The sequence below is a fragment of the Pseudomonas sp. SJZ103 genome, assembly GCF_007828335.1.
Lineage (GTDB): Bacteria > Pseudomonadota > Gammaproteobacteria > Pseudomonadales > Pseudomonadaceae > Aquipseudomonas.
Map to the genome: position 1 here is coordinate 156705 of NZ_VIUN01000011.1, position 26749 is coordinate 183453.

The following is a 26749-nucleotide window of genomic DNA, read 5'->3' on the forward strand; positions in this document are numbered from 1 at the left end:
ATGTTATCTGCGCTTGCGCACTCCTTGACCTCCCAACTAAACGCCCAGCTACCCACGCCTCTCGATAAGACAGACGCCTCGCCCTACACGCCCCCGACCGACCTGACGCCAGGCATCATTAACCGCAGGACGCACCTGCTGTTCGCCGAAGGTGACATCAAAATCAGCAGGATCGTCGACTGGGACCCAAGTGACCCCGCAAAACCGGAGATCCTGAATAATTATCTGCAAGTGGAAACCGGTGACCGCGCTGACCATCTCCATGTGCGCAGTTGGCCGGGCGACAAGCTGCAAATACTGATCAACGGCAAGCCCCACGTAATTGATATCAAAGAAGAAAGAGACCGCAATCAAGAACTGTGGATCGACACCACTGGCGGTGACGACACAGTCATCATCGACGATGACGTCAAGCTTCGTGTGACCGTTGAAGGCGGTGATGGCCATGACTTCATCCAGGCGGGAGGTGGCCGCAGCAGGCTCTACGGCGGGCTTGGCAACGATACCTTGCGCCTGGGCAGCGGCCTCGGTTATGCCGAGGGCAACGACGGCAACGACACGCTTATCGGTGGCAGCGGCAATACTGTCATGTACGGAAATAAAGGCAGTGACTTGCTTCTCGCGGGCTTTGGCCCTACTCATAAACAGAGTTATCTGGACGGCGGGGATGACGGCGACGTACTGGTCTCAGGCAGTGGACATACCGTTGCACATGGCGGCAATCAGAATGACGTGTTGATCGGCAACCACTTCGGTCGCACCACGTTTTACACCGGCAAAGGCAATAACGAGATCTGGAATAACCAGCGGCACGACCGTATTTACGCCAGCGCCAACGATCGGTTTGACCGTACGACAGGCTCTGCCTTTACCGAGGTGAAACCGAGCAATGTCGGCGAGCAGGGGTTTACGGCAGAAGGAGTAACAGGTGCCTCTGAGGAGCAGCAGCAGGCATTCAGACAACGCGTTGCCGACGATTTCGAATTTCTACGCAGCTCACCCATCGGCCAACAGGCCCTCACCAAAATGGATGAACTCGCAGTGACGAATGGTGGGAAGGTCACTGTTCGGCAAGAGGGTAATGCCAATACTTCCTACCTGTTTGACGCCTCGCAAGAGCACGAAGAATCATATGTTGAAGAAGCAAGCTCGACAGTGGATGACGTGCCAGAAGACACTGGGGTTCCCGCGAGTTACTTCATCGAGAATGGCGTTGCAGGTGATGCGCGGGCTGATCTCGCCACGATCACTTATGACCCGGCGGCCACCAGGGAGCGCGCTGACGGTAAACACACGTGGGTTCCCGTAACCCAACTCTTCCATGAGATTGGCCACGCGTACAACGGCGCTACCGGAACCTTCCTGGATGGTGTAACCACCGAGCATCTGCACCCTGGCAAAGAGTTGCAGGTCAACAATTTTGAGCGCCAAGTTGTTGGTTTACCTAACGACGCCGACCCCTTCGACTTCGATAACGACCCCTCGACAGCACCGGGCACAATCAATCCGAAACCGTTCACCGAGAACGCCTTGAGCGAAGAGATGGGCAAGCCATTGAGGCGTTTTGTCACTCTTGAGACCAGCGAACAAGGCGACGGTACCTAGTAGAACGCTTATAGATCAGCCTATATAGCGAGGAAAGCCGTCAACCTCGCTGTATAGCCGTTCTTGAACTTCGCACCAGGATACCTAAAGCTCTTCCTCGCCAAGCCGATAGCCCTACGAAGCTCCAAAAAGCCGCGTCGATAATAAACGCTTCGTAAGGACGACCCCCATGCCCCCACTGCGCTCCATCCAAGCTCGCTATACCCTGTTTCTGGTGCTGTTCGTCCTGGTGCTATTCGTGTTGACCGTCGTCGGTATCGGCCAGTTGGTCGCGCCCACGCTGCGCCATACCGAAGAACAGGTGGTGCTCAACCGCATCAGTGAGGTGGCCGAACAGATCCAGGGCGAACTGAACAAGGTTCAGTCCCAGCAACGCACCATCACCCAAACCATCCCGCTGCTCGACAGCGATGCCATCGACAAGGTCCTGCCCGGCCTGGTCGACCAATATGGTGAGCTGAAGGTCTTCGGTGGGGGTATCTGGCCGCTGCCCAACCAGCGCACGCCGGGGCGCAATAAACACAGCACCTTCTGGCACCGTGATGCGGCGGGCAAGCTGGCAGTGAACACGTTCTGGAACAGCGACCCCGCCCCCAACTATTACGACCAGAGCTGGTACAAGGGCGGCCTCGCTTCGCCACGCGGCCAATGTGCCTGGGCCGCGGCCTACAAGGACGACGCCAGCCAGGAGCCACGCACCAACTGCGCCATGGCGATCCAGCGTGACGGCGCGGCGTACGGCGTGGCCACCATCGACGTGACCCTGGGCTTCTTCAACGAACTGGTTGCGAGCAAGGAAAAGGACATCGGCGGGCAGATGCTGATCGTCGAAGGCGACGGCAAGATCATCAGCAACAGCACACGCCTGAGCAGCCCCGTGGTCCTGAAGAACATCAGTGAGTTGACCGGAACCTCAGCCTTTGCCACCCAGGTCAGCAAAGCCCTCGCCCATCGCGACCAGGCCTTGCAGCGCAGCGAGTTCGACAACCAGGGCGTGGCCAGCACCTTCTACATGCGCCCCATCGAAGGCACACCGTGGTTCCTAGCGACCGCCCTGCCCACCTCGCTGATCACCGCCCAGCGCGATGACGTGCTCGGCAGCCTGGCCCTGCTGCAGATTCCCATGGTGTTGCTGCTGGTGCTGCTGGCGGTGTATGCGATCCGCCAACTGGTGCAGCGCATGAAAACCCTGAAGACCAACATCGACGCGCTGTCCACCGGCGATGCCGACCTGACGCGGCGCATCACCATCCGCGCCGAAGACGAACTGGGCGCCATCGGCCATTCGGTGAACCGCTTTATCGTCTACCTGCAAGACATGATCGGCGAAGTGACCCAGGCCACCGGGGCCATGTCATCGGGCCTTGAGCAATTGCAGCACACCTCGGCGCACACCAACAGCATCCTGGTGCGCCACGCCTCGGAGACCGACCAGACCGTCACCGCGATCACCGAAATGAGCTCCACCGCCGACACCGTGGCGCAAAACGCAGCGGAAACCGCCTCGTTCACCCAACGCGCCAACGAACATGCCGACCGCTCCCGCGTGGTGGTGGGTGAAGCGTCCACCAGTGTCAGCGCGCTGATCGGCGAAGTCGCCAGTGCCACCCACACCGTCGAGAACATGCGCCAGGACGCAGCGCGCATCACCGAAACCCTCGGCGTGATCGGCGCGATTGCCGGCCAGACCAACCTGCTGGCCCTCAACGCCGCGATTGAAGCCGCGCGGGCTGGCGAGCAAGGTCGTGGTTTTGCGGTGGTGGCAGACGAAGTCCGCGCACTGGCGGCGCGTACCCAGGCCAGCACCTCGCAGATCAATGAGATGCTCGCGCGCCTGACCACCGGTGTGAGTTCGTCGGTAGCGGCCATGGAAAACACCCAGGCCAGCTGCCAGTCGGCGGCGGATGCCACGGCGCGGGTGAACAGCGGCCTCGACGAGATGGCCGGTTCGGTCAGCCATATCAATAACCTCAGCACCCAGATCGCCACCGCTGCCGAGCAGCAAAGTGCGGTGACCGAAGAGATCAACCGCAGCATGGTGCATATCCGACATATGGTCGAAGAGCTGGTGCAAAGCGGGCATGCCACGGAAACCAATACGCAAAGCCTGCTGGACGCCAATGGCCGGGTGATTGCATTGATGAGCCGTTTCAAGGTGCGCTGATAAATGGCTGAAACACTCCCGTGCAATGTGCGGGAGTGGGACTATTCTGACAGTTCCAAGTGTTCAGCCCCGCCACACAGGAGGTGTGCCATGCGCGCTGCCGAGCAGTCGGTCCGATTGGAGCGGATCAGTCAGGAACGTTTTATCCAGGCCCCTATCGATGCCGTTTACGACTATGTGACCCAACCGGATCGCTGGCACGAATGGCACCCCACTTCCCTCGGTGCCGACACCGGCACCACCGGCCCACTCCACGCCGGTGCACGCTTTACCGAAATGATCGACTTGCTGGGCGTACGCGTGCCCATGAGCTACCGCGTGCAGATCGCCCGGCGTCCCGACGAGTTCAAGACGGTGTTCACCTCACTGGCGGTCGACGGCTCGATTCACTACTTTTTGCAGGCCTTTCGCGACGGCACCCTGTTCAAGCGCGTGCTGACCTATGAAACCGAATTGCAGTTGGCCAGCCTCCATGAACGGATGATCGAGCTGTCGGCGATTGCACTGGACCGTCTCAAGCAGCGGATGGAAAACTCGCACTCTGTATAATTTTGAAACATTACCGCGACGCCCTCTGCGAAAAAGCAGGGAGAATGCCCCGCCTACTGCCCGGTATTGGACGAGACCTCGATGAAAACCCCCTTGCGATTGGCCCTGCTTTCAGCGCTGCTCACCACCACCTTGGCCCAGGCCGCCGACCTGATCCCCATCGATGTGCACCGCGACGCCAATTGCGGCTGCTGCAAAAAGTGGATCAGCCATCTGGAAAGCAACGGCTTCAAGGTCAACGACCATGTCGAAGCCGACATGAGCGCCGTCAAACGACGCCTCGGCGTGGCCCCGCGCCTGGGCTCGTGCCATACCGCCGTGATCGACGGCAAGTTCGTCGAAGGCCATGTGCCCGCCGAGCAGGTATTGGCCTTGCGCAAGCGCGACGACCTGCTGGGAATCGCCGCACCGGGCATGCCCATGGGTTCGCCCGGCATGGAAATGGAGGGTCATGCCGAGGCGTATCAAGTCATCGGCCTGACCCGCGACGGTCAGGATGTGGTGGTGGCGGACTACCCGGCGCACTGATCGGTGCCGGTGGGTTACCTGGGGCTGTTTCTCGCCGCATTCGGCGCGGCGACGTTACTGCCGCTGCAATCGGAGGCGGTGCTGGTCGGCCTGTTGATCAGCGGGCATTACAGCCTGTGGTTACTTCTGGGGATTGCCACCTTGGGCAATGTCCTCGGCTCGCTGGTCAATTGGTGGCTGGGACGCTGGGTGGAGCACTTCAAGCAGCGCCGCTGGTTTCCGGTCAGCGACAAGCAGTTGGAAAAAGCCCGCCTCCATTACCAACGCTGGGGGCACTGGACGCTGCTGCTCAGTTGGGTGCCTGTCATAGGCGACCCGCTGACGTTGGTGGCCGGGGTGATGCGTGAGCCGTTGTGGCGGTTCCTGCTGCTGGTGACCCTGGCCAAGGGCCTGCGATACGCGGTACTCGCCGCTATCACCTTGCAGTGGGTGTTAATCCCCCGTTAATCCCCCGCAAACAGCATCCGAGCACCCTACTCGGAGCCCCGCCCATGCCTCTATCCCGTGCTTTTTGCATCGCCGGCCTGCTGACGGCCAGCATCGCCCCGGCGTTCGCCGCCAGCTATGGCCCTGAGCTGCAAGGCTTCCAATACCCCTATCCCCTCGAACATTTCCAATTCCAATCCCAGGGTAAATCCCTGCAAATGGGCTACATGGACGTGCCGGCCAAGGGGCAACCCAACGGTCGCAGCGTAGTGCTGATGCATGGCAAGAACTTTTGCGGCGCCACCTGGGAAAGCACGATCAAGGCCTTGAGCGACGCCGGTTACCGGGTGATTGCACCGGACCAGATCGGCTTCTGCAGTTCCAGCAAGCCCGACCACTACCAGTACAGCTTCCAGCAGTTGGCCCTCAACACCCACCAACTGCTGGAAAAACTCGGTATTCAGAAGGCCACGCTGCTCGGCCATTCCACCGGCGGCATGCTCGCCACCCGTTACGCGCTGATGTACCCCGAGCAGACCGAACAGCTCGGGCTGGTCAATCCCATTGGCCTGGAAGACTGGAAAGCCTTGGGCGTGCCCTCGCTCAGCGTCGACCAATGGTATGCGCGGGAGCAAAAAGTCAGCGCCGAGGGGATTCGCAAGTACCAGCTCAACACGTATTACGTCGGGCGCTGGAAGCCTGAGTACGAGCGTTGGGTAGACATGTATGCGGGCCTGAGCAATGGCCCCGGGCACACGCTGGTCGCATGGAACTCGGCGTTGATTTACGACATGATCTTCACCCAGCCGGTGTACTACGAGTTCAAGAACCTGCAGATGCCCACCCTGCTGCTCATCGGTACCGCCGACACCACCGCCATCGGCAAAGACATTGCGCCGCCGGCGGTCAAGGCCAGGATCGGCAACTACGCGGTATTGGGCAAGCAAGTGGCCAAACTGATTCCCCACGCCACACTGGTGGAGTTTCCAGGCCTGGGCCATGCACCGCAGATGGAAGAGCCCGCGAAGTTTCACCAGGCGCTGTTGCAGGGGTTGAACGCCCTTTAATCCAACTTTTTCGAGGCACGCGAGCATGTCGGTACAGATCGCAGTCATTGATGATTGGCAGAATGTGGCCAGCGGCGTGGTGGATTGGTCGGTGCTGGAGGCCGTGGGGCAGGTGCATTTCCTGCACGATTACCCGGCAGATACCGCCACGATGATTGAGCGTTTGAAGGGGTTCGCGGTTATTTGCGTCATGCGTGAACGCTCGACCTTCGACAGAGCCCTGTTGCAGGGTCTGCCCAACCTCAAGTTGCTGGTCACCGGCGGCATGCGCAATGCCGCCATAGACCTTGCCGCCGCCAAGGCCCTGGGCATCCAGGTGTGCGGCACCGACAGCTATAAGCAAGCGGCGCCGGAGCTGACCTGGGCGCTGATCATGGCGTCTACGCGCAATCTGCTGGCCGAAGCCAGCTCACTGCGCGCGGGTGGCTGGCAGGTGGGCCTGGGAGGCGACCTGTACGGCAAGACCCTGGGCATTCTCGGGCTGGGCAGCATTGGCCAGAAGGTCGCGCAGTTCGCCCAGGTATTCGGTATGCGGGTGCTGGCCTGGAGCGAAAACCTCACGCCGGAGCGCGCGGCGCAAGCCGGGGTGACCTGGGTCAGCAAGCGCGAGCTGTTTGAGCAGGCCGACATTCTCACGATTCATTTGGTGCTCAGCGACCGCAGCCGTGGCCTGGTCGACGCCGAGGCATTGAGCTGGATGAAACCGACGGCCCGGTTGGTGAATACCGCGCGCGGGCCGATTGTTGATGAGCAGGCGCTGGTGCAGGCATTGACCGCTGGTCGCCTGGCAGGCGCGGCACTGGATGTGTACGCCGAAGAGCCGTTGCCGGTCGATCACCCGTTCCGCCACTTGCCCAACGTACTCGCCACTCCGCATGTGGGCTATGTAAGCGAGCAGAACTACCGGCAGTTCTATCAGCAGATGATTGAAGACATCCAGGCCTGGACCAATGGCGCGCCCATTCGCGTGCTCGGCTGACGCACCATTACAGGGCGGCTGCGCTACTGTGGAGAGGGAGCTTGCTCCCGTTGGGGCGCGAAGCGGCCCTGAAATCCAGGGAGCGCCTCGCATTCCAGCGGGAGCAAGCTCCCTCGCCACAGGCCCCCCGCCCCCACAAAAATCTCGTAGCGTACAACTTCGCATATCGTTACAAGTTTTTGTCCTACAAAATTCCCACATAAACCCTACAGGCTCTGGGATCTGTCCTAGACTGATGACCGATGGGTCCGTTCCAAAACAAAAACCCCGCAAAAAATCGAAACTTTCGAACTCTGCCGTAGGTCCAGTTTTAAGGTAAGGCGAGCGTATACGGTTCACAGCCCGATGCCCGTCTATCCAATCTATTTAAGCCGACCGTGCAACTGGCATAAGCCTTGCCAGTTTGTATAGCGCTTGTGCGCCTGGCCGCAGGATGCGGTCTTCGGAGCTAGTGGCAGCGGGCCATTAGCCAACCAACATTGGGAGAGAACTATGATCAGTGCCGCTGTAGATACTCAGGGAGAGCGTTTTAGTAAGGCGGCAGAGGGGCCAACGTCACTGGCCGACCTGCCCAACACTGTGCGGCCGATCGTGAGTAATAATCCCAATCGAAAGAAGGTATTGTTCGTCACCTCCGAGTTCGCCGACCTGGTGAAAACCGGTGGCCTGGGCGACGTGTCCGCGGCCCTGCCGCGCGCCATGGCTCATTTGCACGATGTTCGCGTCCTGATCCCCGGTTATCCGCAGGTGATGGAAAGCGACAACCCGATCCATATCATCGGTGAGCTGGGTGGCCACGCCGCGTTGCCGCCGTGCAAGATCGGGCGCATGGACCTCAAGGACGGCCTGGTCATCTATGTGCTGATCTGCCCCGAGCTCTACGAGCGCGAAGGCACGCCGTACGGCGCCAACAATGGTCGCGACTGGCCCGACAACCATATCCGCTTCGCCCGCCTGGGCCTGGCCGCTGCCGACATGGCCGCCAACCTCGCCCAGATCCACTGGTGCCCGGACCTGGTGCACGCCCATGACTGGCCCGCTGGCCTGGCACCCGCCTATATGCACTGGCGTGGGTCACGCACACCGACCCTGTTCACCATTCATAACCTCGCCTATCAGGGCGTGGTCAGCCTGGCCTCTACACCGGAGCTGGGCATTCCGCCGCACGCCCTGCAGCAGGAAGGCATGGAGTTCTACGGCAAGATGTCGTTCCTCAAGGCGGGCATGGCGTATTCCAGCCACATCACCACCGTGAGCGCGACCTACGCCCAGGAAATCACCACGCCGGAATTCGGCTGTGGTCTCGACGGTTTCCTCGCCGCCAAGACCCAGCAAGGCCTGCTCAGTGGCATCCCCAACGGCATCGATGAAAGCTGGGAAACCTCCACCGACACGCACCTGACCCATAACTTCAATATCGGTGACTGGGAAGGCAAGGCCGTCAATGCCGACCACGTGCGCGAACTGTTCGGCCTGCATGCTTCCACCGGCCCGCTGTTCGCGGTGGTCTCGCGCCTGGTTTACCAGAAGGGCCTGGACCTCACCGAAGCAGTAGCCAGCTTTATCGTCGAAAACGGCGGCCAGATCGCCATTATCGGGCGCGGCGAGCCGGAAGAAGAACAGGCCATGCGTGAACTGGCGCTGCGCTTCCCAGGCCAGGTCGGTGTACGCATCGGCTTCAACGAGACCGATGCGCGGCGCATGTTCGCCGGCAGTGACTTTCTGCTGATGCCTTCGCGCTACGAGCCCTGCGGCCTGAGCCAGATGTATGCCCAGCGCTTCGGCTCGCTGCCGGTGGCACGTAATACCGGCGGGCTGGCGGACACCATCGAGAATGGCGTCACCGGCTTCCTGTTCAATGAGTCCACCGTAGAAAGCTACGAAGAAGCCCTGAGCCGCGCGTTCCGGGTATTCGCCAATAAAGGCCTGCTCAACGCCATGCGCAGCCGCGCCATGACCCAACCCTTCAACTGGTGCCAGGCGGTGGAACCGTACGCCGAGCTGTATGAACAACTGGTGGCCAAGGCCTTGGGGAAATCGACTAAATAATCAAGGGAGGTCTTCATAGATGCCGTTACGGACTTTGGAAACCTGGCCCCACGGCGCATTCATGCTGGACGCGCAACACACGCGTTTTGCCTTGTGGGCGCCAGACGCGTTTTATGTCAGCGTTGAATTGGAAAACGGTAAATCCATCGCCATGCTGCCCCAGGCAGATGGCTGGTTCGAGACTGAAGTAAAGTGCCCGGCGGGCACGCGCTACCGCTACAACATTGATGGGGAAATGGATGTTCCCGACCCCGCGTCCCGGGCCCAGGCCTCGGACGTGCATGGTTGGAGCCTGGTAGTCGACCCGCTCGCCTACCCATGGCGCCACGCCAATTGGCAAGGCCGTCCCTGGCACGAAGCGGTGATCTACGAATTGCACGTAGGCGCGATGGGCGGCTACGCCGAAGTCGAAAAGCACCTGCCACGCCTGGCCGAGCTGGGCGTCACCGCGCTTGAATTGATGCCGCTGGCGCAATTTCCCGGTGAGCGCAACTGGGGTTATGACGGCGTGCTGCCCTACGCACCACACTCCTCCTACGGCTCGCCCGAGCAACTTAAACACCTGATCGACAGCGCCCACGAGCACGGCCTCGCCGTGATCCTCGACGTGGTTTACAACCACTTCGGCCCTGACGGCAATTACCTGGGCCAATACGCCAAGGGCTTCTTCCAGGAAGACGTGCACACGCCGTGGGGGGCCGGTATCGACTTCGAGCGTCGTGAAGTGCGGAATTTCTTCCTCGACAACGCACTGATGTGGCTGCTCGAGTACCGCTTCGACGGCCTGCGCCTGGACGCGGTGCACGCTATCGACAACCCCGGTTTCCTCCAGGAACTCGCGCATCGGGTACGCCAGCAGGTGGATACCGGTCGTCATGTGTGGCTGGTGCTGGAAAACGAGCTGAACCAGGCCAGCCTGCTCAAGGAGGATTTCGACGCGCAATGGAATGATGACTTCCATAACGTGCTGCACGTGTTGTTGACCGGCGAAACCGATGCCTATTACAGCGACTTTGCCCAGGACCCCACGACCAAACTCGCCCGCTGCCTGGGCGAAGGGTTTATCTATCAGGGCCACACCACCCGCCATGGTCATGAACGTGGCGAGCCGAGCAGTGAACTGCGGCCCACGGCCTTTGTGTCCTTCCTGCAGAACCACGACCAGATCGGCAACCGCGCCCTGGGCGAACGCCTGCACCAGCTTTGCTCGCCCCAGGCGCTCAAGGCTGCAACCGCCCTGCTGCTGTTGTCGCCGATGATTCCGCTGATGTTCATGGGGGATGAGGCGAACGCCAGCGAGCCGTTCCTGTTTTTTACCGACCACCACGGTGAACTGGCCGAAGCGGTCCGTGAAGGCCGGCGCAATGAGTTTGCCGACTTCGCAGCGTTCCACGATCCCGAGCGACGTGAACGCATCCCCGACCCCAACGCGCTGTCGACATTCGAGCAATCGGCCCCAGTGATCGCCGGCAACGAACACGCTCAGCTCTATCGCCAACTGCTCAGCCTGCGCCATCGGCATATCGTGCCGCACCTGCCGGGCGCCGAGGCATTGGGCGCGCAGGTGCTTGCCTACGCGGCCGTCAGTGCGCGCTGGCGCCTGGGTAACGGCAGCCTGCTGCAGATCGACCTGAACCTGAGCGCCACGCCACTGGATCACCCGGCCACCGCGCCGGTCCTGTTTGAAACGCCGGCCCTGCAAGGTGCGCAACTGCCGCCCTTCAGCGCCCGCGTCACTTTATCCCCTGTTGGAGAGCACCCTTGAGCGAAGCGAACCTGGAAATCCTCGCCAGCCGCGCGGGCCTGGCCGTCGATTGGATCGATGCAAACGGCCGCCCGCAACGAGTGACACCCGACGCCCTGCGCGCGGTTCTCAAAGGCCTGGGCCACCCGGCCGACAGCGATGCCGACATCAACGCCAGCCTGCTTGAACTGGAGCGCGTGCAACAAGACAAGCACCTGCCGCCCCTGATGACCGTCGACAGCGGTGAAGGCCTCGACCTGGCTCGCTACTTCGAACCTGACACCCTGTGCCGGGTCAACCTCGAAGGCGGCGAGACCCTGGAGCTGCGCCTCGACGGCGACTCCGTATTGCCCGGCGTTATCGCCCTGGGCTACCACCAGGTGCATATCGACGACCAAAGCTTCACCTTGGCCGTCGCGCCCACCCATTGCTACAGCGTGGCCGAAGCGGTGGACACCCGGCCCGCCCGCGCCTGGGGCCTGAGCGCCCAGCTGTATTCACTGCGCCGCTTGGGCGATGGCGGTTTCGGCGACACCCTGGCCCTGGAACACCTGGCCCGCTCCGCCGCCGAACGCGGCGCCGATGCCCTCGCGATCAGCCCGATGCACGCGATGTTCAGTGCCGACACCGAACGCTACAGCCCTTACTCGCCGTCCAGCCGCCTGTTCCTCAACAGCCTGTATGCCTCGCCCGCCTGTATTCTGGGTGAACGCGAGGTGCGCAATGCGATTGAAGCCATTGGCCTGGAAGAAGAGTTGCACGCGCTGGAACAGCACACCCTGATCGACTGGCCTGTCGCCGCCCAGGCCAAACAGCGCCTGCTACGCGCGCTGTATGAAGACTTCCGTCACGGCCATCACCCGCAGCACGCCGACTTTCTGAGCTTTCGCCAGGCCGGTGGCGAGGCCCTGGAAAACCATTGCCGCTTCGAAGCCGTGCAGGCTGTGCGCGCCGCTGCAGGCGAGGACCTTGACTGGCGCCACTGGCCCGAAGAGTGGCGTTCGCCGCAGAGCCCTGCGCTGGTTGCGTTCGCCGAAGAGCATCACGCCGAGATCGGCTTCTACGCCTTCGGCCAATGGCTGATCGCCCGTTGCCTGGAGCGCGCCCAACAAGCCGCCAAAGGCAGCGGCATGGGGGTCGGCTTGATCGCTGACCTGGCCGTCGGCGCCGACGGCGGTGGCAGCCAGGCCTGGAGCCGCCAGGATGAGTTGCTGGCCGACCTGACCGTGGGCGCGCCACCCGACATCCTTAACCGCGCCGGCCAGGGCTGGGGCATTTCCGCGTTCTCGCCCGAGGGTCTCAAGCGCAACGGCTTCCGCGCGTTTATCGAGATGCTGCGGGCCAACTTCGCCCATGCCGGCGGCTTGCGCATCGACCATGTAATGGGCCTGCAACGCCTGTGGGTGATCCCTATGGACGCCTCGCCGCGTGAAGGCGCTTACCTGTATTACCCGGTAGACGACCTGTTGCGCCTGCTGGCGCTGGAATCCCACCGCCACCAGGCCATTGTGCTCGGTGAAGACCTCGGCACGGTGCCCGATGGGCTGCGCGAAAAACTCATCGCCCGCTCGATCCTCGGCATGCGCGTGCTGTTGTTCGAACAGGGCCACGATGGCCAGTTCAACCCGATCCTGGACTGGCCGGATAACGCCCTGGCCACCACCAGCACCCACGATTTGCCGACCCTCAACGGTTGGTGGCACAGCCGTGATATCGACTGGAACGTCCAGCTGGGCCTGATCGATGCGCCCACCGTGGAGCAATGGAGCGAACACCGCCTGCGTGAACGCCAGGCGCTGCGCCAGGCCTTGAGCCAGGACCCGCAGAACTTCGTCGATGAGATCCGCAACGAAACCGACCACATGATCGACGCCAGCGTGCGCTACCTCGGCCACACCCGTGCGCCGCTGGTGCTGTTGCCGCTGGAAGACGCCCTGGGCCTCGAAGAACAAGCCAACCTGCCCGGCACCACCGACACCCACCCTAATTGGCGCCGTCGTTTACCGGGCGAGGCTTCCAGCCTCCTCGACAACGCCGGTGCCGCGCGCCGCCTCGAACTGCTGGCCGTCGCGCGCAACCAAGCCTATGAGCGAGACCGATGAAAGCCCTCCCCCTGCGCGCTACCCAGCGCCTGCAATTTCACAAAGGTTTTACCCTGGATGACGCGGTACCCCTGGTGCCGTATTTCGCCCAATTGGGCATCAGCCACCTGTATGCCTCGCCATTGTTGAGCGCCCGCGCCGGCTCCATGCATGGCTACGATGTGGTCGACCCCACCAGCGTTAACCCGGAGCTGGGCGGCGAACCGGCCTTGCGCCGTCTGGTCGCAGCCCTGCGCGAGCACGATATGGGGCTGATCCTCGATATCGTGTCCAACCATATGGCTGTGGGCGGCGCCGACAACCCTTGGTGGCTGGACCTGTTGGAATGGGGCCGCTTGAGCCCCTACAGCGAATTCTTCGACATCCAATGGCATTCGCCCGACCCGCTGCTCAAGGGCCAATTGCTCATGCCCTTCCTCGGCAGCGACTACGGCGGAGCTTTGCAGAGCGGTACGCTGACGCTGCATTTCGATGCAGCCCACGGCGTGTTTTACGTTGAGCACTACGAACACCGCTTCCCTATCTGCCCACGGGATTACGCGGCCATCCTCGGTGCCGACGAGCGGCTCAAACCTCTGGCCGACCGCTTCAGCGCCCTGGCCTATCAGGATGATGCCTACGCCGAAGCCGCCTGGCTCAAGCAGGTATTGGCCGAACGCGCCACAGAAGTCCTGGAGACTATCGAACAGCGGCTGACCGAGTTCGACGGACGCACGCCGGAGGGCTTCAACCGTCTGCACCACCTGCTCGAGCAACAGGCCTATCGCCTGGCCAGCTGGCGCACGGCGGCAGACGACATCAACTGGCGGCGCTTCTTCGACGTCAACGAACTCGGCGGGTTGCGCGTGGAGCGCACCGCTGTGTTCGAAGCCACCCACGGCAAGATCTTCGAACTGATCAGCGAAGGCTTGGTGGATGGCCTGCGCATCGACCATATCGACGGCCTGGCCGATCCGCGCGGTTACTGCCGCAAGCTGCGGCGTCGGGTGGATTCGCTGTCGCCCGAGCGGCACTTGCCGATCTTCGTGGAAAAAATCCTCGGCGAGGGCGAAACCCTGCGCGAAGACTGGCAAGTGGACGGCACCACCGGCTACGAATTCATGAACCAGTTGTCGCTGCTGCAACACCATCCCGAGGGCTTTGCGCCGCTGGCGGACTTATGGACGCGGCACAGCGAACGGCCCTCGGCGTTTATCGAAGAGGCGCGGCTGGCCCGCCAGCAAATCCTCAACGGCTCCCTCGGCGGCGACTTTGAAAGCGTGGCCCAGGCCCTGTTGCAAGTGGCCCGCGACGATGTGATGACCCGCGACCTGACCCTCGGCGCGATCCGTCGCGCGTTGCAGGAGCTGATCGTGCATTTCCCGGTGTACCGCACCTATATCAGCGCCCGCGGCCGTAGCGCCGACGACGACAAAGTGTTCCAGCAGGCCCTGGACGGCGCCCGTACGACACTTGGCGAGGGCGACTGGCCGGTGCTCGAACACCTGGAAAAATGGCTCGGCGGCCAACCCTGGCGCAATCGCCCGGTGGGCCGTGAGCGCAAGATCCTTAAGCATGCCTGTGTGCGCTTCCAGCAACTGACCTCGCCGGCTGCCGCCAAGGCCGTGGAAGACACCGCGTTCTACCGCTCGGCCGTGCTGCTGTCGCGCAACGATGTGGGCTTCAGTACCGAGCAGTTCAGCGCGCCGTTGGCCGAGTTTCATGCCATCAACCAACAGCGTTTGCAGGCCTTCCCCGACAACCTGCTGGCCACCGCCACCCATGACCACAAGCGTGGCGAAGACACCCGGGCGCGCCTGGCCGTGCTCAGCGAGTGCGCGCCGTGGTACGTCGAGCAAGTGGAGCATTGGCGCACCCTGGCAGCACCGTTGCGCGACGACGCGACCACACCGTCGGCCGGCGATGAGCTGATCCTGTATCAGGTGCTGCTGGGCAGTTGGCCGCTGGACCAGGCCGAAGACTTCGAGAGCTATCACCAGCGCCTGTGGCAGTGGCAACAAAAAGCCCTGCGCGAAGCCAAGTTGCAGAGCAGTTGGAGCGCGCCCAACGAGGCCTATGAACAGGGGGTCGAAGCCTTTCTCACACGTCTGCTGCTCAGTGATGAAGGTCAGCCGCTGCGCAGCGCAATCGGCAGCGCCGCCCAGGCCATCGCCCCCGCCGGCGCGGTCAACGGACTGGCGCAAACCTTGCTTCGCATTACCGTGCCGGGTGTGCCGGACCTGTACCAGGGCGATGAGTTCTGGGACTTCAGCCTGGTGGACCCGGACAACCGTCGTCCGGTGGATTTCACCGCGCGGCAACAGGCACTCACTACCCCGCCGGACATCGGCGAACTGTTGTTCAACTGGCGTGACGGGCGTATCAAGCAAACATTGATTGCCCACGTACTGGCCTTGCGCAAGGCCCATCCGGACGTGTTCCGCAACGGCCGCTATACAGCACTGGAAGTCGTCGGCCGACACGCCGAACGCGTGGTCGCGTTCTGCCGCGAACACCAAGGCAAACGCCTGCTGGTGGTGGTGCCACGTTGGTCCCATGACCTGCTTGAAAACGGTGTGCATCCCCAGATCAATGCGCAGGTTTGGGGCGATACCCGGGTGAAATTACCGTTCGCCATGCCAACGCAAAACTGGAAGGGACTTTTTCATACAGGCGCAGTCACACCAGACAAGGAGCTGTTGATCAGCACTGCCCTGGGGGATTTCCCGGTCAATGTCTTTATCAATTCTGATGATCAAGAAAGCTGAAAATTTTCTGTGAGGAGCATTGTGATGAGTACTGAAGACAAACGCATACGCGAACTGGCGCATCAGATCTGGGAGTCTGAAGGCAAACCCCACGGGGAAGACGCGCGCCACTGGGAGATGGCGCGCAAGCTGGCCGAAGCCGAAGCACTGACGCCGAGCAAACCCAAGCCCGCCGCCAAGCCCAAGACCGCCCCCAAGCCTGCGGCAAAGGCCAAGCCACCTGCGCCCACCGCGAGCAAACCGGCGCCCCCGGCGGCCAAGAAGCCGCCAGCGCCGAAAAAGCCCAAGGCTTAACGCGCACGGCGCCACGAACCTTTTGCCGGCGCTGTCGGCAAAAGGCGACTTCACTCTTCTTCTCATCCGCTGAACACACGTCAGCAGGGCCGCGTTCGGCCCGAAAAAATAGCCTTGCAGGAGCAACTCAATGAGCAAACCCCATAAGACCCCATCGACGCCGGGTAACGAGCCGTCGCGGATTCGTGAAGGTTTGCCCTTCCCCCTCGGCGCTACCTGGGATGGCCTGGGTGTGAACTTCGCGCTGTTCTCGGCCAACGCCGAGAAAGTCGAACTGTGCCTGTTCGATGACACCGGCGAAGTGGAACTCGAGCGCATCGAATTGCCCGAATACACCGACGAAATATTCCACGGTTACTTGCCCGACGCCCACCCTGGGCTGATCTACGGCTACCGTGTGTACGGCGCTTATGATCCGGCCAATGGTCATCGTTTCAACCACAACAAATTGCTGATCGACCCCTACGCCAAACAGCTGGTGGGCGAACTCAAATGGTCCGAAGCGCTGTTCGGCTACACCATCGGCCACCCGGATGACGATCTCAGTTTCGACGAGCGTGACAGCGCACCGTTCGTGCCCAAGTGCAAGGTCATCGACCCGGCGCACACCTGGGGCAACGACCAGCCGGTGCGGGTGCCATGGGACCGTACGATCATTTACGAAACCCACTTGCGCGGCATCAGCATGCGTCACCCTTCGGTCGGCGAAGACGTGCGCGGCACCTGTGCCGGGTTGATGGAAGATGACGTGCTCAAGCACATCCGCCAGTTGGGCATCTCGTCGGTGGAATTGCTGCCGGTGCACGCCTTCGTCAACGACCAGCACCTGCTGGAAAAAGGCATGACCAACTACTGGGGCTACAACAGCATTGCGTTCTTCGCCCCCGACCCGCGTTACCTGGCCAGCGGCAAGATCGCCGAGTTCAAGGAGATGGTTGCGCACCTGCACGAGCAGAAGCTGGAAGTGATCCTCGACGTGGTCTACAACCACACCGCCGAGGGCAACGAGCGGGGCCCGACCCTGTCCATGCGCGGCATCGACAACGCTTCGTACTACCGGCTGATGCCCGACGACAAGCGCTTCTACATCAACGATTCCGGCACCGGCAACACCCTGGACCTGAGCCACCCCTGCGTGCTGCAAATGGTTACCGACTCCCTGCGCTACTGGGCTACCGAAATGCACGTCGATGGCTTCCGCTTCGACCTGGCGACCATTCTTGGGCGCTACCGCGACGGTTTTGACGAGCGCCACAGTTTCCTCGTGGCCTGCCGCCAGGACCCGGTGCTGCGCCAGTTGAAAATGATCGCTGAACCCTGGGACTGTGGCCCCGGCGGCTACCAGGTGGGTAACTTCCCGCCGGGCTGGGTTGAATGGAACGACCGTTTCCGCGACACCGTGCGTGCCTTCTGGAAAGGCGATGACGGCCAACTGGCAGACTTTGCCGGGCGCATGACCGCCTCGGGCGAGATGTTCAACCATCGTGGCCGCCGCCCCTACAGCTCGGTGAATTTCATCACCGCCCACGACGGTTTCACCCTGCATGACCTGGTGTCTTACAACGACAAGCACAACGAAGACAACGACGAGAACAACCAGGACGGCAGCAACAACAACCTGTCCTGGAACCACGGCGTCGAAGGCCCGACCGACGACCCGGAAATCAACGCACTGCGCCTGCGCCAGATGCGCAACTTCTTTGCCACGCTGCTGCTGGCCCAGGGCACGCCGATGATCGTGGCCGGAGATGAATTCGCCCGCACCCAGCACGGCAACAACAACGCCTACTGCCAGGACAGCGAGATCGGCTGGGTCAACTGGGAACTGGACGATGACGGCAAGGCGTTGCTCAAGTTCGTCAAGCGCCTGATCAAGCTGCGCCTGGCCTACCCGATCCTGCGTCGTGGCCGCTTCCTGGTGGGCGACTACAACGAAGACATCGGCGTCAAGGACGTCACCTGGTTGTCGCCGGACGGCAACGAGATGACCACCGAACAGTGGGAAGACAGCCACGGCCGTTGCCTGGGCATGCTGATGGATGGCCGCGCCCAGGAAACCGGGATTCGCCGTGCAGGTGCCGACGCCACTCTGTTGCTGGTGGTGAACGCCCACCACGACGTGGTCAATTTCCGCCTGCCGCCGGTGCCAGAGGGTGAGTTCTGGACCTGCATGCTCGACACCAACGAGCCAGCAGTGCGTGGCCAGGAACGCTTTGAGTTCGACCACGAGTACGGCGTGACCGGGCGCTCGCTGCTGCTGTTCGAACTGCAGCGTGACGACGAGGTGTGACATGGCACTGCATGGATTCCTTCAAGGCTTCCAGGACTATGCGGACACGCAGGACCTGGGCAAGGCCCTGAGGGCACTTCAGGAGGTTGGCCTGGATCAGTTGCCACTGCCTGGCAGCGGCGACACACTGGGGCGGTTCAGCCGCCTGGCACAGGTGGCAGGCCATGACCTGCGCTTGTGCAAACTGTTCGAAGGCCACACCGACGCATTGGCGATCATTGCCGAACTCGACAGCCCGCTGCCGCCCCTGGGCAGCCTCTGGGGCATGTGGGCTGCAGAACCGCCGAGCGCCAAAGTGCAGGTGCACCGCGACGGTCATCGCCTGCGCCTGGACGGGCGTAAGGCCTGGTGTTCCGGTGCGGCGGTGGTCAGCCATGGTTTGTTGACGGCTTGGGATGAACAAGGCAGCCAGCAATTGGTGGCGGTGCAGATGGATCAACCGGGCATCACGGTCACCAACGACGGTTGGAATGCCGTGGGTATGGCCGCCACTGGCAGCGTCGAGGTCGTCTTTGACGGCGCTCATGGCATTGCCGTGGGCGGCCCCGGCGACTACCTCTCGCGCCCTGGGTTCTGGCAAGGCGGCATTGGCATTGCCGCCTGCTGGTACGGTGCGGCACAACGCCTGGCAGAGGTGCTGCGCGATCACTGCAGCAAGCGCCCGGAACCCCATGCCCTCGCGCACCTCGGCGCCGTTGACAGTGCACTGAACGGCGCGGCCTGTGTGCTGCGCGCCAGCGCTCTACAGATCGACCGCGAACCCAAGGCTGACGCCCGGCAACTGGCCCAGCAGGTACGCGCGTGCATCGAGGACAGCGTCGAGCAGGTCATGCGGCATGTCGGCCGAGCCGTGGGCGCAGGGCCGTACTGCAAGGATCCGCACTTTGCCCAGTTGATGGCCGACCTGCCGGTGTATGTCCGCCAGAGCCATGCCGAACGCGACCTGGCCGGCCTCGGCGAACTGGTCGCCGGGGACCCCACAGGCAGGTGGCAATTATGAAACCCAACCCGATTGTAGGCCAGGGCACGCCACTGCACCGCTGGCAGGACTCGGCGCTGATGGCCGAACTGCCGCAGATCAGCGTCGAACAACTGGTACCCGAGGGCCACCGCGCGGTGATCATCGCCCCGCACCCGGATGACGAAGTGTTGGGCTGTGGCGGCCTGTTGCAAGGCTTGGCCGAGTTGGGCCGGCCCATTCAATTGATTTCGGTCACCGATGGCAGCGCCAGTCACCCCGGTTCCACACACTGGTCGGTGGAGCGCTTGAGCGTGGTACGCCCGCAGGAGTCGGCACAGGCCCTGCATCGCCTCGGCGTGCCGTTGCACAGCCTGAAATGGTTGCGGGCCGGCTTCAGCGACGGCCAGGTGGCGGCGCGGGAAGAGCAGCTCAGCGCCTTCATCCAGCGCCACCTCAAACCCGCGGATGTGGTGTTTACCACCTGGCGCGAAGACGGCCATTGCGACCACGAGGCCGTTGGCCGCGCGAGCGCCAAGGCGGCGCACGCGGCGGGTGCGGCCCTCTATGAGCTGCCGGTGTGGACCTGGCACTGGGCATCTCCCGAGAACAGCCTGGTGCCCTGGCACCGCGCCCGCAAGCTCCCGCTGAGCTGTGAAGCCGTCGCGCGTAAACGCCACGCCATCCACGCGTTCGCCAGCCAGTTGGAGGGTGACCCGCAGATCGGACTGCCGCCGGTGCTGGCGCCCTATGTGGTGGAGCGTCTGCTGCAACCTTTTGAAGTGGTATTTATATGAGTGTGGCGACGCCGTATTTCGATCAACTGTTTGCCGGTAACGACGACCCCTGGGCCTTTCGACAACGCTGGTACGAGCGACGCAAACGTGCGCTGACCCTGGCGCTGTTGACTCGGCCGCGCTATGCCTCGGTGTTCGAACCCGGCTGCGCCAATGGCGAATTGAGCATCGAGCTGGCCCCGCGCTGTGACCACCTGCTGTGTTGCGACACGGCCTCGGCCGCCGTCGCCCTGGCACGCAGCCGCTTGCTGGGCTTTGCCCATGCCCAGGTGGAGCAGAGCCGCCTGCCCGAGCAATGGCCGACAGGCGAATTCGATCTGATCGTCTTGAGCGAACTGTGCTACTACCTCGACAGCGATGACCTGTGCCGCTTGATCGATCGCGTCCTCAGCAGCCTCACCGCCAATGGCCAGGTGCTGGCCTGCCACTGGCGCCCGGCTATCGACGGTTGCCCGCAAACCGCCGAACAGGTGCATGCCCTGCTCCATGAGCGGCTGGCGATGCCCTTGGTCGCCACCCACCACGAACACGATTTCCTGCTCGACCTGTGGAGCCGTGACGGCACTTCGGTCGCCACCCTCGAGGGCCTGCGATGATCGGCATTCTGATCCCGGTACATAACGAAGAGGCGTTGCTCGGCGGCTGTCTGGAGGCAGCATTGGTCGCGGCCAGCCACCCAGGCTTGCTGGGCGAAACAGTGCAGATCCTGGTGGTGCTCGACAGTTGCAGCGATGCCAGTGCCGCGATTGCCGAGGGTTTCCCGGTGCAGCGCCTGGAAGTCCAGGCACGTAACGTCGGCCACGTGCGCGGGGTAGGCGCGCGGCACCTGCTCAACCAGGGCGCACGCTGGATTTCGTGCACCGACGCCGACAGCCGCGTGGCCCCCGATTGGCTGGTAGCCCAGCTGGCACTGGGCGCCGACGCGGTGTGCGGCACGGTGACCGTCGACGCCTGGAGCGAAGGGTTCGAGCCGGCGGCGCAGATCCGTTACCAGCAGGCATACCAGGCCCGCGACGGTCACCGTCATATCCACGGCGCCAACCTGGGCATCAGTGCCGGGGCGTATGTGCGCGCCGGAGGGTTCGAACCGCTGCCCTGTCACGAAGATGTGCAATTGGTGCGCGACCTCGAGCGCTGCGGTGCGTCCATCGCCTGGAGCCACGCCCCGCAAGTCATCACCAGCGCGCGTCTGGAGGCCCGTGCCCAAGGCGGGTTCGGCGATTATTTGAAGAGCCTGATGTGCGCGTCTTGAAAAAAACGACATTGCAAAATGTAAAAGCGACCAATCCTTGTCTATGCTGATGACGCCTTGCTGGTAATTCAGGCTTGGATTGCCATGCGCACACCACGGCGGAGTCTGTGGTGAATAAATAGAGTCGTCCCATTAACGGGGCATGACCCAGCATCAACCGACAAGGATGTAATTCCCATGAAGCCTGCCTCTCTTAGTGAAGGCCATCGCGGCCCCGCGCAAATCTGGAACAGCGCACCGCAGCTGGCGCAAATCCCGCCTATCTCTACCGCTTCGCTGGTGCCCGCCGGCGCGCGCGTGGTGATCATCGCGCCCCATCCCGGCGACGAGGTGGTGGCCTGCGGTGGTCTACTGCAATTGCTCAGCACCCTGGAACACCCTCTGCAACTGATCTCCATCACTGACGGCAGCGCCAGCCACCCGGGCTCCTGCGTATGGCCGGCCAGACGCCTGAGTGTGGTGCGCCCCCAGGAAAGCGCCGAAGCGCTGCGCCGCCTGGGCATGCCCTTGCACAGCCTGAAGTGGATTCGCGGCGGTTTCTGCGACAACGCCCTCGCCGCTCGCGAGCCGCAGTTGAGCCAATTTATCGCGCGCTACCTGCAACCGGGCGACGTGGTGTTTACCACGTGGCGCAACGACGGCAATGACGACCATGACGTCGTCGGCCGTGCCAGCGCCAAAGCCTGCAGCCTGGTGGGTGCGCAACTGTATGAACTGCCGATCTGGGCCTGGCACTGCCCCGCCCGCGAGGGTGCGATGATCCCCTGGCAACGGGCACGCAAGGTACGCCTGGACACCTGGACCGTGGCGCGCAAGCTCCACGCCGCCCATGCGTATGCCAGCCAGTTGGCGGGCGACCCGCAGATTGGCCTGGCGCCGATATTGGCCCAGGTGCTGCTGGAGCGTATGCGCGAGCCTTACGAAATTGTGTTTGTGTAATCGCCCACTCGTCTGTACCTGTTATTTCTGACAGTGGCGCCCCGCACGATGTGTGGCTATGGTGCAAAAAGCGCTGCACAGCTTGAGGTGCAGTCGAGAAAGCCATGCCAACCCTTTGCATTGGCCGGTGTTTTCGAACAGGTAACCCGTCGTCCCTGATCCGTATCGCGCGTCACGTTGTCATGGTCTGGCCTGCACCTGCCTTTGCCGGTATCGGTGCAACTCTCCCCTCTCGCGAGGACGGATCATGCGCTCACAGACTTTGCCCCTGCTGTACCTGGTTGCCTTGGCGACGTTGCCGCCCGCGTCTTACGGGGCGTGTACCATCAGCAACACCGCCGGCGATGACCTCTCTTCCTGCGACAGCGGCACGGCGCCGGGGTTTACCGACAGCGCGGGCAACAACACCCTGAACATCAGCGCCACGGGGCGAGTTACCGGGAATGTGACCTATGGCGCCGGCAACGATCTGGTGGATGTGAACGGGCCGAGTGCCGGGATCGACGGCAACCTCAACCAGGGCGATGGCAGTAATATTTTCCGCCTGAATCTGGGCAGCATCACCGGCAGCGTAAGCCAGGGCTCGGGCGCGGATGTGGCACAGATCAGCGGCGGCCAGGCCGGCGCCGTCACCCAAGGCGCAGGTGTCGACAGCTACGCCCAGAGCGGCGGCACCATTGCTTCACTGGCCCAAGGCGATGGCCTGGATACCTTCAACATGAGTGGCGGCACCATCACCGGAGCCTTCGAGGATGGCGACCAGGCCAAGATGAGCGGTGGCAGCATCGGCCGGGTCGACATGAAGCTCGACAACAACCTGTTCGATATGTCGGGTGGCAGGATCATCGGCAACCTGGTGGCCGGCTTCGGCAACGACACCATCCTGATCTCGGGCACGGCCTTTGTCGGCGGCAACATCAGTGTCAGCGGTGGCAACGACGTCGTGACCGTCTCGGGTGGCGACGTCAACGGGCAGATACTCCTAAGCTTTGGCAACGACGAGTTCGGCTGGACGGGCGGAAACCTGCACTCGTTCGTGCTGATGGGCGCGGGTGACGATACTGCGGTGCTGCAAAACCTGGTCAATGCCCAACTGGCTGCGGCGCAATTGGTCGACGGCGGCCTGGGTGTCGACACGCTCACACTGGACAATACCAAGGCAGGCGATCCGGGCCTGTTTCCCAACTGGGAAAGCATTCGTCTGGACAACCAGTCGCAGCTGACCCTGGGCGGAACGCTGAAACTGGGTGACAGCGCCACCGGCACCGGCAGCCTGACCATCGACGGGACCAGTGAACTGTTGATCGGCACAGGGGTGATCGACCCATTTACGGCTGGCCAACGGGTGAACGTCACTAACAGCGGCACCCTCAACATGACCACCGGCAACACCCGTACCAGCGACACCCTGACCATCAATGGCAATTACACCGGCGACAACGGGCGGCTTGCACTGCAAAGCGCCTTGGGTGCGGATGATTCCCCCAGCGACAAACTCATTATCAACCAGGGCACCCTCGCCGGTACCACCGCCCTCAACGTCACGAACCTCGGCGGCGCGGGGGCGGCGACCCTGCAGGACGGCATCCAGGTGGTGCAGGCCCTCAACGGCGCCTCTGGCAGCGGTAACGCGTTTACGCTGGCCGGGCCGGTGTCCGCCGGGGCGTTCGACTACTACCTGTTCAAGGGCGGCGTAACGGCCGGTACGGCGGAGAACTACTACCTGCGCTCGACGATCCCCGTGGTGCCGCCTGGCCCGGTGATTATCGTGCCGTTACCCACCCCGGTTCCCGGTGAACCACCGCTGCCGCCCAATCCCGGGACCGAACCGATCCCTATTTATCGTCCGGAAGTGCCGATCTACGCTGCATTGTTTCCCGCCGCACAGCAACTCGTGCAGGGCATGCTCGGCACCTTCCACCAGCGTATGGGTGACCAAAGCCAACAGTTGCACACCGGCCCATTCACGTCGGGCTGGGGACGGACCTACGGTAATAGCACGCGCCAGAGTTTTACCGGGACGGTCAGCCCGTCGCTCGACAGTTCGGTGACCGGCTTCCAAGTGGGTAGCGACCTGTACGCCAGCACCTACGACAATGGCCTGACCCAACGCAGCGGGTTCTTCGTCGGCCACAGCACCCTCAAAGGCAATATCAAAGGCTTCAACGGTGGCTGGCAGGACAAGGACGCCGGCAAGACCACCTTGCGCGGGGACAGCCTGGGGGTTTACTGGACACTGATCAGGGCCAACCAGGCCTACCTCGACCTGGTCTTGATGGGCACCCGCTTCGACGGCAATAACGAGTCGGATCGTGGCGTGAAGATGGACACCCGGGGGCACAATGTCACGGCGTCCGCCGAAGTCGGCTGGCCGTTTGCCGGGATGGGTAACTGGGTGGTTGAACCCCAGGCGCAACTGATCGTCGGCAAGACCAAACTGGATAAGCAAAACGACGGGATCTCTGACGTCTCCTATGACGCCGACACCACCGTCACCAGCCGCCTGGGTGTACGCCTGCGCGGTGACTATCAGGTCCGCAGCATGCCGCTTCAACCCTACGTACGGGCGAATGTCTGGCACACCAGTGCCGGGCAGAACACCGTCACCTTCAACGATGTAACAGCGATCGACACTGAGCAGAAGTCCACCACCCTGGACCTGAGCGCCGGCGCCACGCTGAAGGTGGCCACGGGCATCAGCCTGTACGCCGAGGTGGGCTACAACCGCAACCTGGACAGCAACACCTTCAACGGCCGCCAGGGCACGGTCGGCCTGAGAATGGAGTTCTAATCACCTATGACCGGGATTGACCACCCCGGCCGCCTTGAAGCGTGAAAACTGAAAGGCAATGCCCAGCCAGATAAACCAGGCCGGCATTACGCATAGCGCCAAGCGTGTATCCGGCCGCAACGCCAGCAGGCACAACACGAAGGCCAGGAACGCCAGGGAAAACCAGGCCATCGGCACACCGCCGGGCATCTTGTAGAGGGATTTGGCGTGCAGATCCGGGCGTTTTTTACGGTAGGCGATATAGGACGCGAGGATGGTCGACCAGGTGAAAATCACCAGGATCGCCGACACCGTCGACACAATCGTGAAGGCAGTCATCACCTCCGGCACCACAAACAGCAGCGCCAGGCCGAGCAGCATCAAAAACGTGGTAAATGCCAGGCTGATAAACGGCACGCTGCTTTTCGACAGCCGACCGAAGATACCCGGTGCGTCCCCCAGGTCTGCCAGGCCGAATAACATGCGGCTGGCGGAAAACACCCCACTGTTGGCCGACGATGCCGCCGAGGTCAGCACCACGAAATTGACGATCCCCGCCGCAGCCGGAAAGCCTGCTACCAAAAACAACTCAACGAACGGACTTTTGCTCGGCGACACCTGTTGCCACGACGTCACCGCAATGATGCACGCCAGGGCCAGCACGTAGAACAGGATGATGCGCAGCGGTATCGAGTTGATCGCCTTGGGCAAGGTCTTCTCCGGCGCACGGGTTTCAGCCGCTGCGGTGCCGATCAGTTCGGTGCCGGCAAAGGAAAAGATCGCCATCTGGAACCCGGCGAAAAAGCCGAACAGGCCATTGGGAAACGCCGCCTGTTTATCCAGCAGGTGGCTCAAGGACGCCGTGACGCCAGTGGGCGAGACAAACGAGCTGGCAATCAGCACCACACTCACACCGATCAGGGTCAGCACCGCGATGATCTTGATGATCGCGAACCAGAACTCCACTTCACCGAACAGTTTTACCGTCAGCACGTTCAACGCGAACAGCGTCAGCAGCATGCCCACCGCCGGGATCCACGCCGGCACATGCGGGAACCAGTACTGGAAAAACCCGCCGACCACCACCGCATCCCCCACCACCGCCACGCTCCAGCTCAGCCAGTACGACCAGCCGAGAAAGAACGCCGCACGCGGCCCCAGGTAAGCGCCGGCAAAGTCGGCGAAGCTCTTGAAGTTGAGGTTGGACAGCAGCAGCTCACCCATGGCGCGCATCACGAAATACACGAACAGCCCGATGATCATGTAGATCAGGATGATCGAGGTACCGGACAACGCGATGATCTTGCCGGAGCCCATGAACAGGCCGGTGCCGATCGCACCGCCCATGGCCATCAACTGGATATGGCGGTTGCTCAGGGTGCGTTGCAATGCAGGCTTTTCACAAAGCCCGGACGTGGTTGTTTTCATCACAAAACCTCTTGTTATGTTTTTGAGTTTTGGCAGAAAAAAGAATCGAGCGCGTGTTGTT

General features: G+C 62.4%; 20 protein-coding genes. 19 read left to right on the top strand and 1 reads right to left on the bottom strand.

The window, feature by feature from the left end; all coding sequences use genetic code 11:
* The 19 genes from FBY10_RS32035 (at position 1) to FBY10_RS22325 (ending at position 25281) form a co-directional block, all read left to right on the top strand.
* Positions 1-1605: a M91 family zinc metallopeptidase gene (locus FBY10_RS32035; RefSeq protein WP_306100635.1), complete on the top strand. Its 1605-nt coding sequence runs from the start codon at positions 1-3 to the stop codon at positions 1603-1605.
* A 169-nt stretch (positions 1606-1774) separates the two neighbouring features.
* The gene (locus FBY10_RS22240) at positions 1775-3769 is read left to right on the top strand and encodes a methyl-accepting chemotaxis protein (RefSeq protein WP_131696159.1); all 1995 of its coding nucleotides are present in this window, start codon (positions 1775-1777) and stop codon (positions 3767-3769) included.
* A 90-nt stretch (positions 3770-3859) separates the two neighbouring features.
* Positions 3860-4318, top strand: coding sequence for an SRPBCC family protein (locus tag FBY10_RS22245; RefSeq protein ID WP_131696158.1), 459 nt, complete (start codon positions 3860-3862; stop codon positions 4316-4318).
* 81 nt (positions 4319-4399) lie between these two features.
* The gene (locus tag FBY10_RS22250; protein ID WP_145337757.1) at positions 4400-4846 is read left to right on the top strand and encodes a DUF411 domain-containing protein; all 447 of its coding nucleotides are present in this window, start codon (positions 4400-4402) and stop codon (positions 4844-4846) included.
* Between the two features lie 3 nt (positions 4847-4849).
* Positions 4850-5293, top strand: a complete 444-nt coding sequence (locus FBY10_RS22255) for a YqaA family protein (protein ID WP_145337756.1) — start codon at positions 4850-4852, stop codon at positions 5291-5293.
* 44 nt (positions 5294-5337) lie between these two features.
* Positions 5338-6339 (top strand): alpha/beta fold hydrolase, encoded by a 1002-nt coding sequence (locus FBY10_RS22260; protein ID WP_145337755.1) that lies wholly within the window; start codon positions 5338-5340, stop codon positions 6337-6339.
* Positions 6340-6364: 25 nt separating this feature from the next.
* A complete protein-coding gene (locus FBY10_RS22265) occupies positions 6365-7318 on the top strand; it encodes a D-2-hydroxyacid dehydrogenase family protein (RefSeq protein ID WP_145337754.1) in 954 nt (317 codons plus the stop codon).
* A 492-nt stretch (positions 7319-7810) separates the two neighbouring features.
* A complete protein-coding gene (gene glgA / locus FBY10_RS22270) occupies positions 7811-9367 on the top strand; it encodes a glycogen synthase GlgA (RefSeq protein ID WP_131696153.1) in 1557 nt (518 codons plus the stop codon).
* Between the two features lie 19 nt (positions 9368-9386).
* Entirely contained in the window at positions 9387-11132 is a 1746-nt protein-coding gene (gene treZ, locus FBY10_RS22275; protein WP_145337753.1) for a malto-oligosyltrehalose trehalohydrolase, read from the top strand.
* Positions 11129-13213: a 4-alpha-glucanotransferase gene (gene malQ / locus FBY10_RS22280; protein WP_145337752.1), complete on the top strand. Its 2085-nt coding sequence runs from the start codon at positions 11129-11131 to the stop codon at positions 13211-13213. Before treZ ends, malQ begins: the two co-directional genes overlap by 4 nt.
* Positions 13210-15960, top strand: coding sequence for a malto-oligosyltrehalose synthase (locus FBY10_RS22285; protein WP_145337751.1), 2751 nt, complete (start codon positions 13210-13212; stop codon positions 15958-15960). Before malQ ends, FBY10_RS22285 begins: the two co-directional genes overlap by 4 nt.
* Positions 15961-15984: 24 nt before the next feature.
* A complete protein-coding gene (locus FBY10_RS22290) occupies positions 15985-16254 on the top strand; it encodes a DUF2934 domain-containing protein (RefSeq protein WP_131696149.1) in 270 nt (89 codons plus the stop codon).
* Between the two features lie 130 nt (positions 16255-16384).
* Positions 16385-18544, top strand: a complete 2160-nt coding sequence (gene glgX, locus FBY10_RS22295; protein ID WP_131696148.1) for a glycogen debranching protein GlgX — start codon at positions 16385-16387, stop codon at positions 18542-18544.
* A gap of 1 nt (position 18545) precedes the next feature.
* On the top strand, positions 18546-19544 hold the full coding sequence (locus tag FBY10_RS22300; RefSeq protein ID WP_145337750.1) for an acyl-CoA dehydrogenase family protein: 999 nt from the start codon (positions 18546-18548) through the stop codon (positions 19542-19544).
* Positions 19541-20299: a PIG-L deacetylase family protein gene (locus FBY10_RS22305; RefSeq protein WP_145337749.1), complete on the top strand. Its 759-nt coding sequence runs from the start codon at positions 19541-19543 to the stop codon at positions 20297-20299. The genes FBY10_RS22300 and FBY10_RS22305 overlap by 4 nt, the downstream gene beginning before the upstream one ends.
* Positions 20296-20895, top strand: coding sequence for an SAM-dependent methyltransferase (locus FBY10_RS22310; protein WP_145337748.1), 600 nt, complete (start codon positions 20296-20298; stop codon positions 20893-20895). The genes FBY10_RS22305 and FBY10_RS22310 overlap by 4 nt, the downstream gene beginning before the upstream one ends.
* Positions 20892-21551: a glycosyltransferase family 2 protein gene (locus FBY10_RS22315; protein ID WP_131696144.1), complete on the top strand. Its 660-nt coding sequence runs from the start codon at positions 20892-20894 to the stop codon at positions 21549-21551. The genes FBY10_RS22310 and FBY10_RS22315 overlap by 4 nt, the downstream gene beginning before the upstream one ends.
* 177 nt (positions 21552-21728) lie before the next feature.
* A complete protein-coding gene (locus FBY10_RS22320) occupies positions 21729-22490 on the top strand; it encodes a PIG-L deacetylase family protein (protein ID WP_131696143.1) in 762 nt (253 codons plus the stop codon).
* A gap of 247 nt (positions 22491-22737) precedes the next feature.
* Positions 22738-25281 (top strand): autotransporter outer membrane beta-barrel domain-containing protein, encoded by a 2544-nt coding sequence (locus FBY10_RS22325; protein ID WP_145337747.1) that lies wholly within the window; start codon positions 22738-22740, stop codon positions 25279-25281.
* Here FBY10_RS22325 and FBY10_RS22330 read toward each other — a convergent pair whose 3' ends face one another.
* A complete protein-coding gene (locus tag FBY10_RS22330; protein WP_131696141.1) occupies positions 25282-26688 on the bottom strand; it encodes an amino acid permease in 1407 nt (468 codons plus the stop codon). It abuts the gene before it with no gap.
* Positions 26689-26749 lie beyond the last annotated feature (61 nt).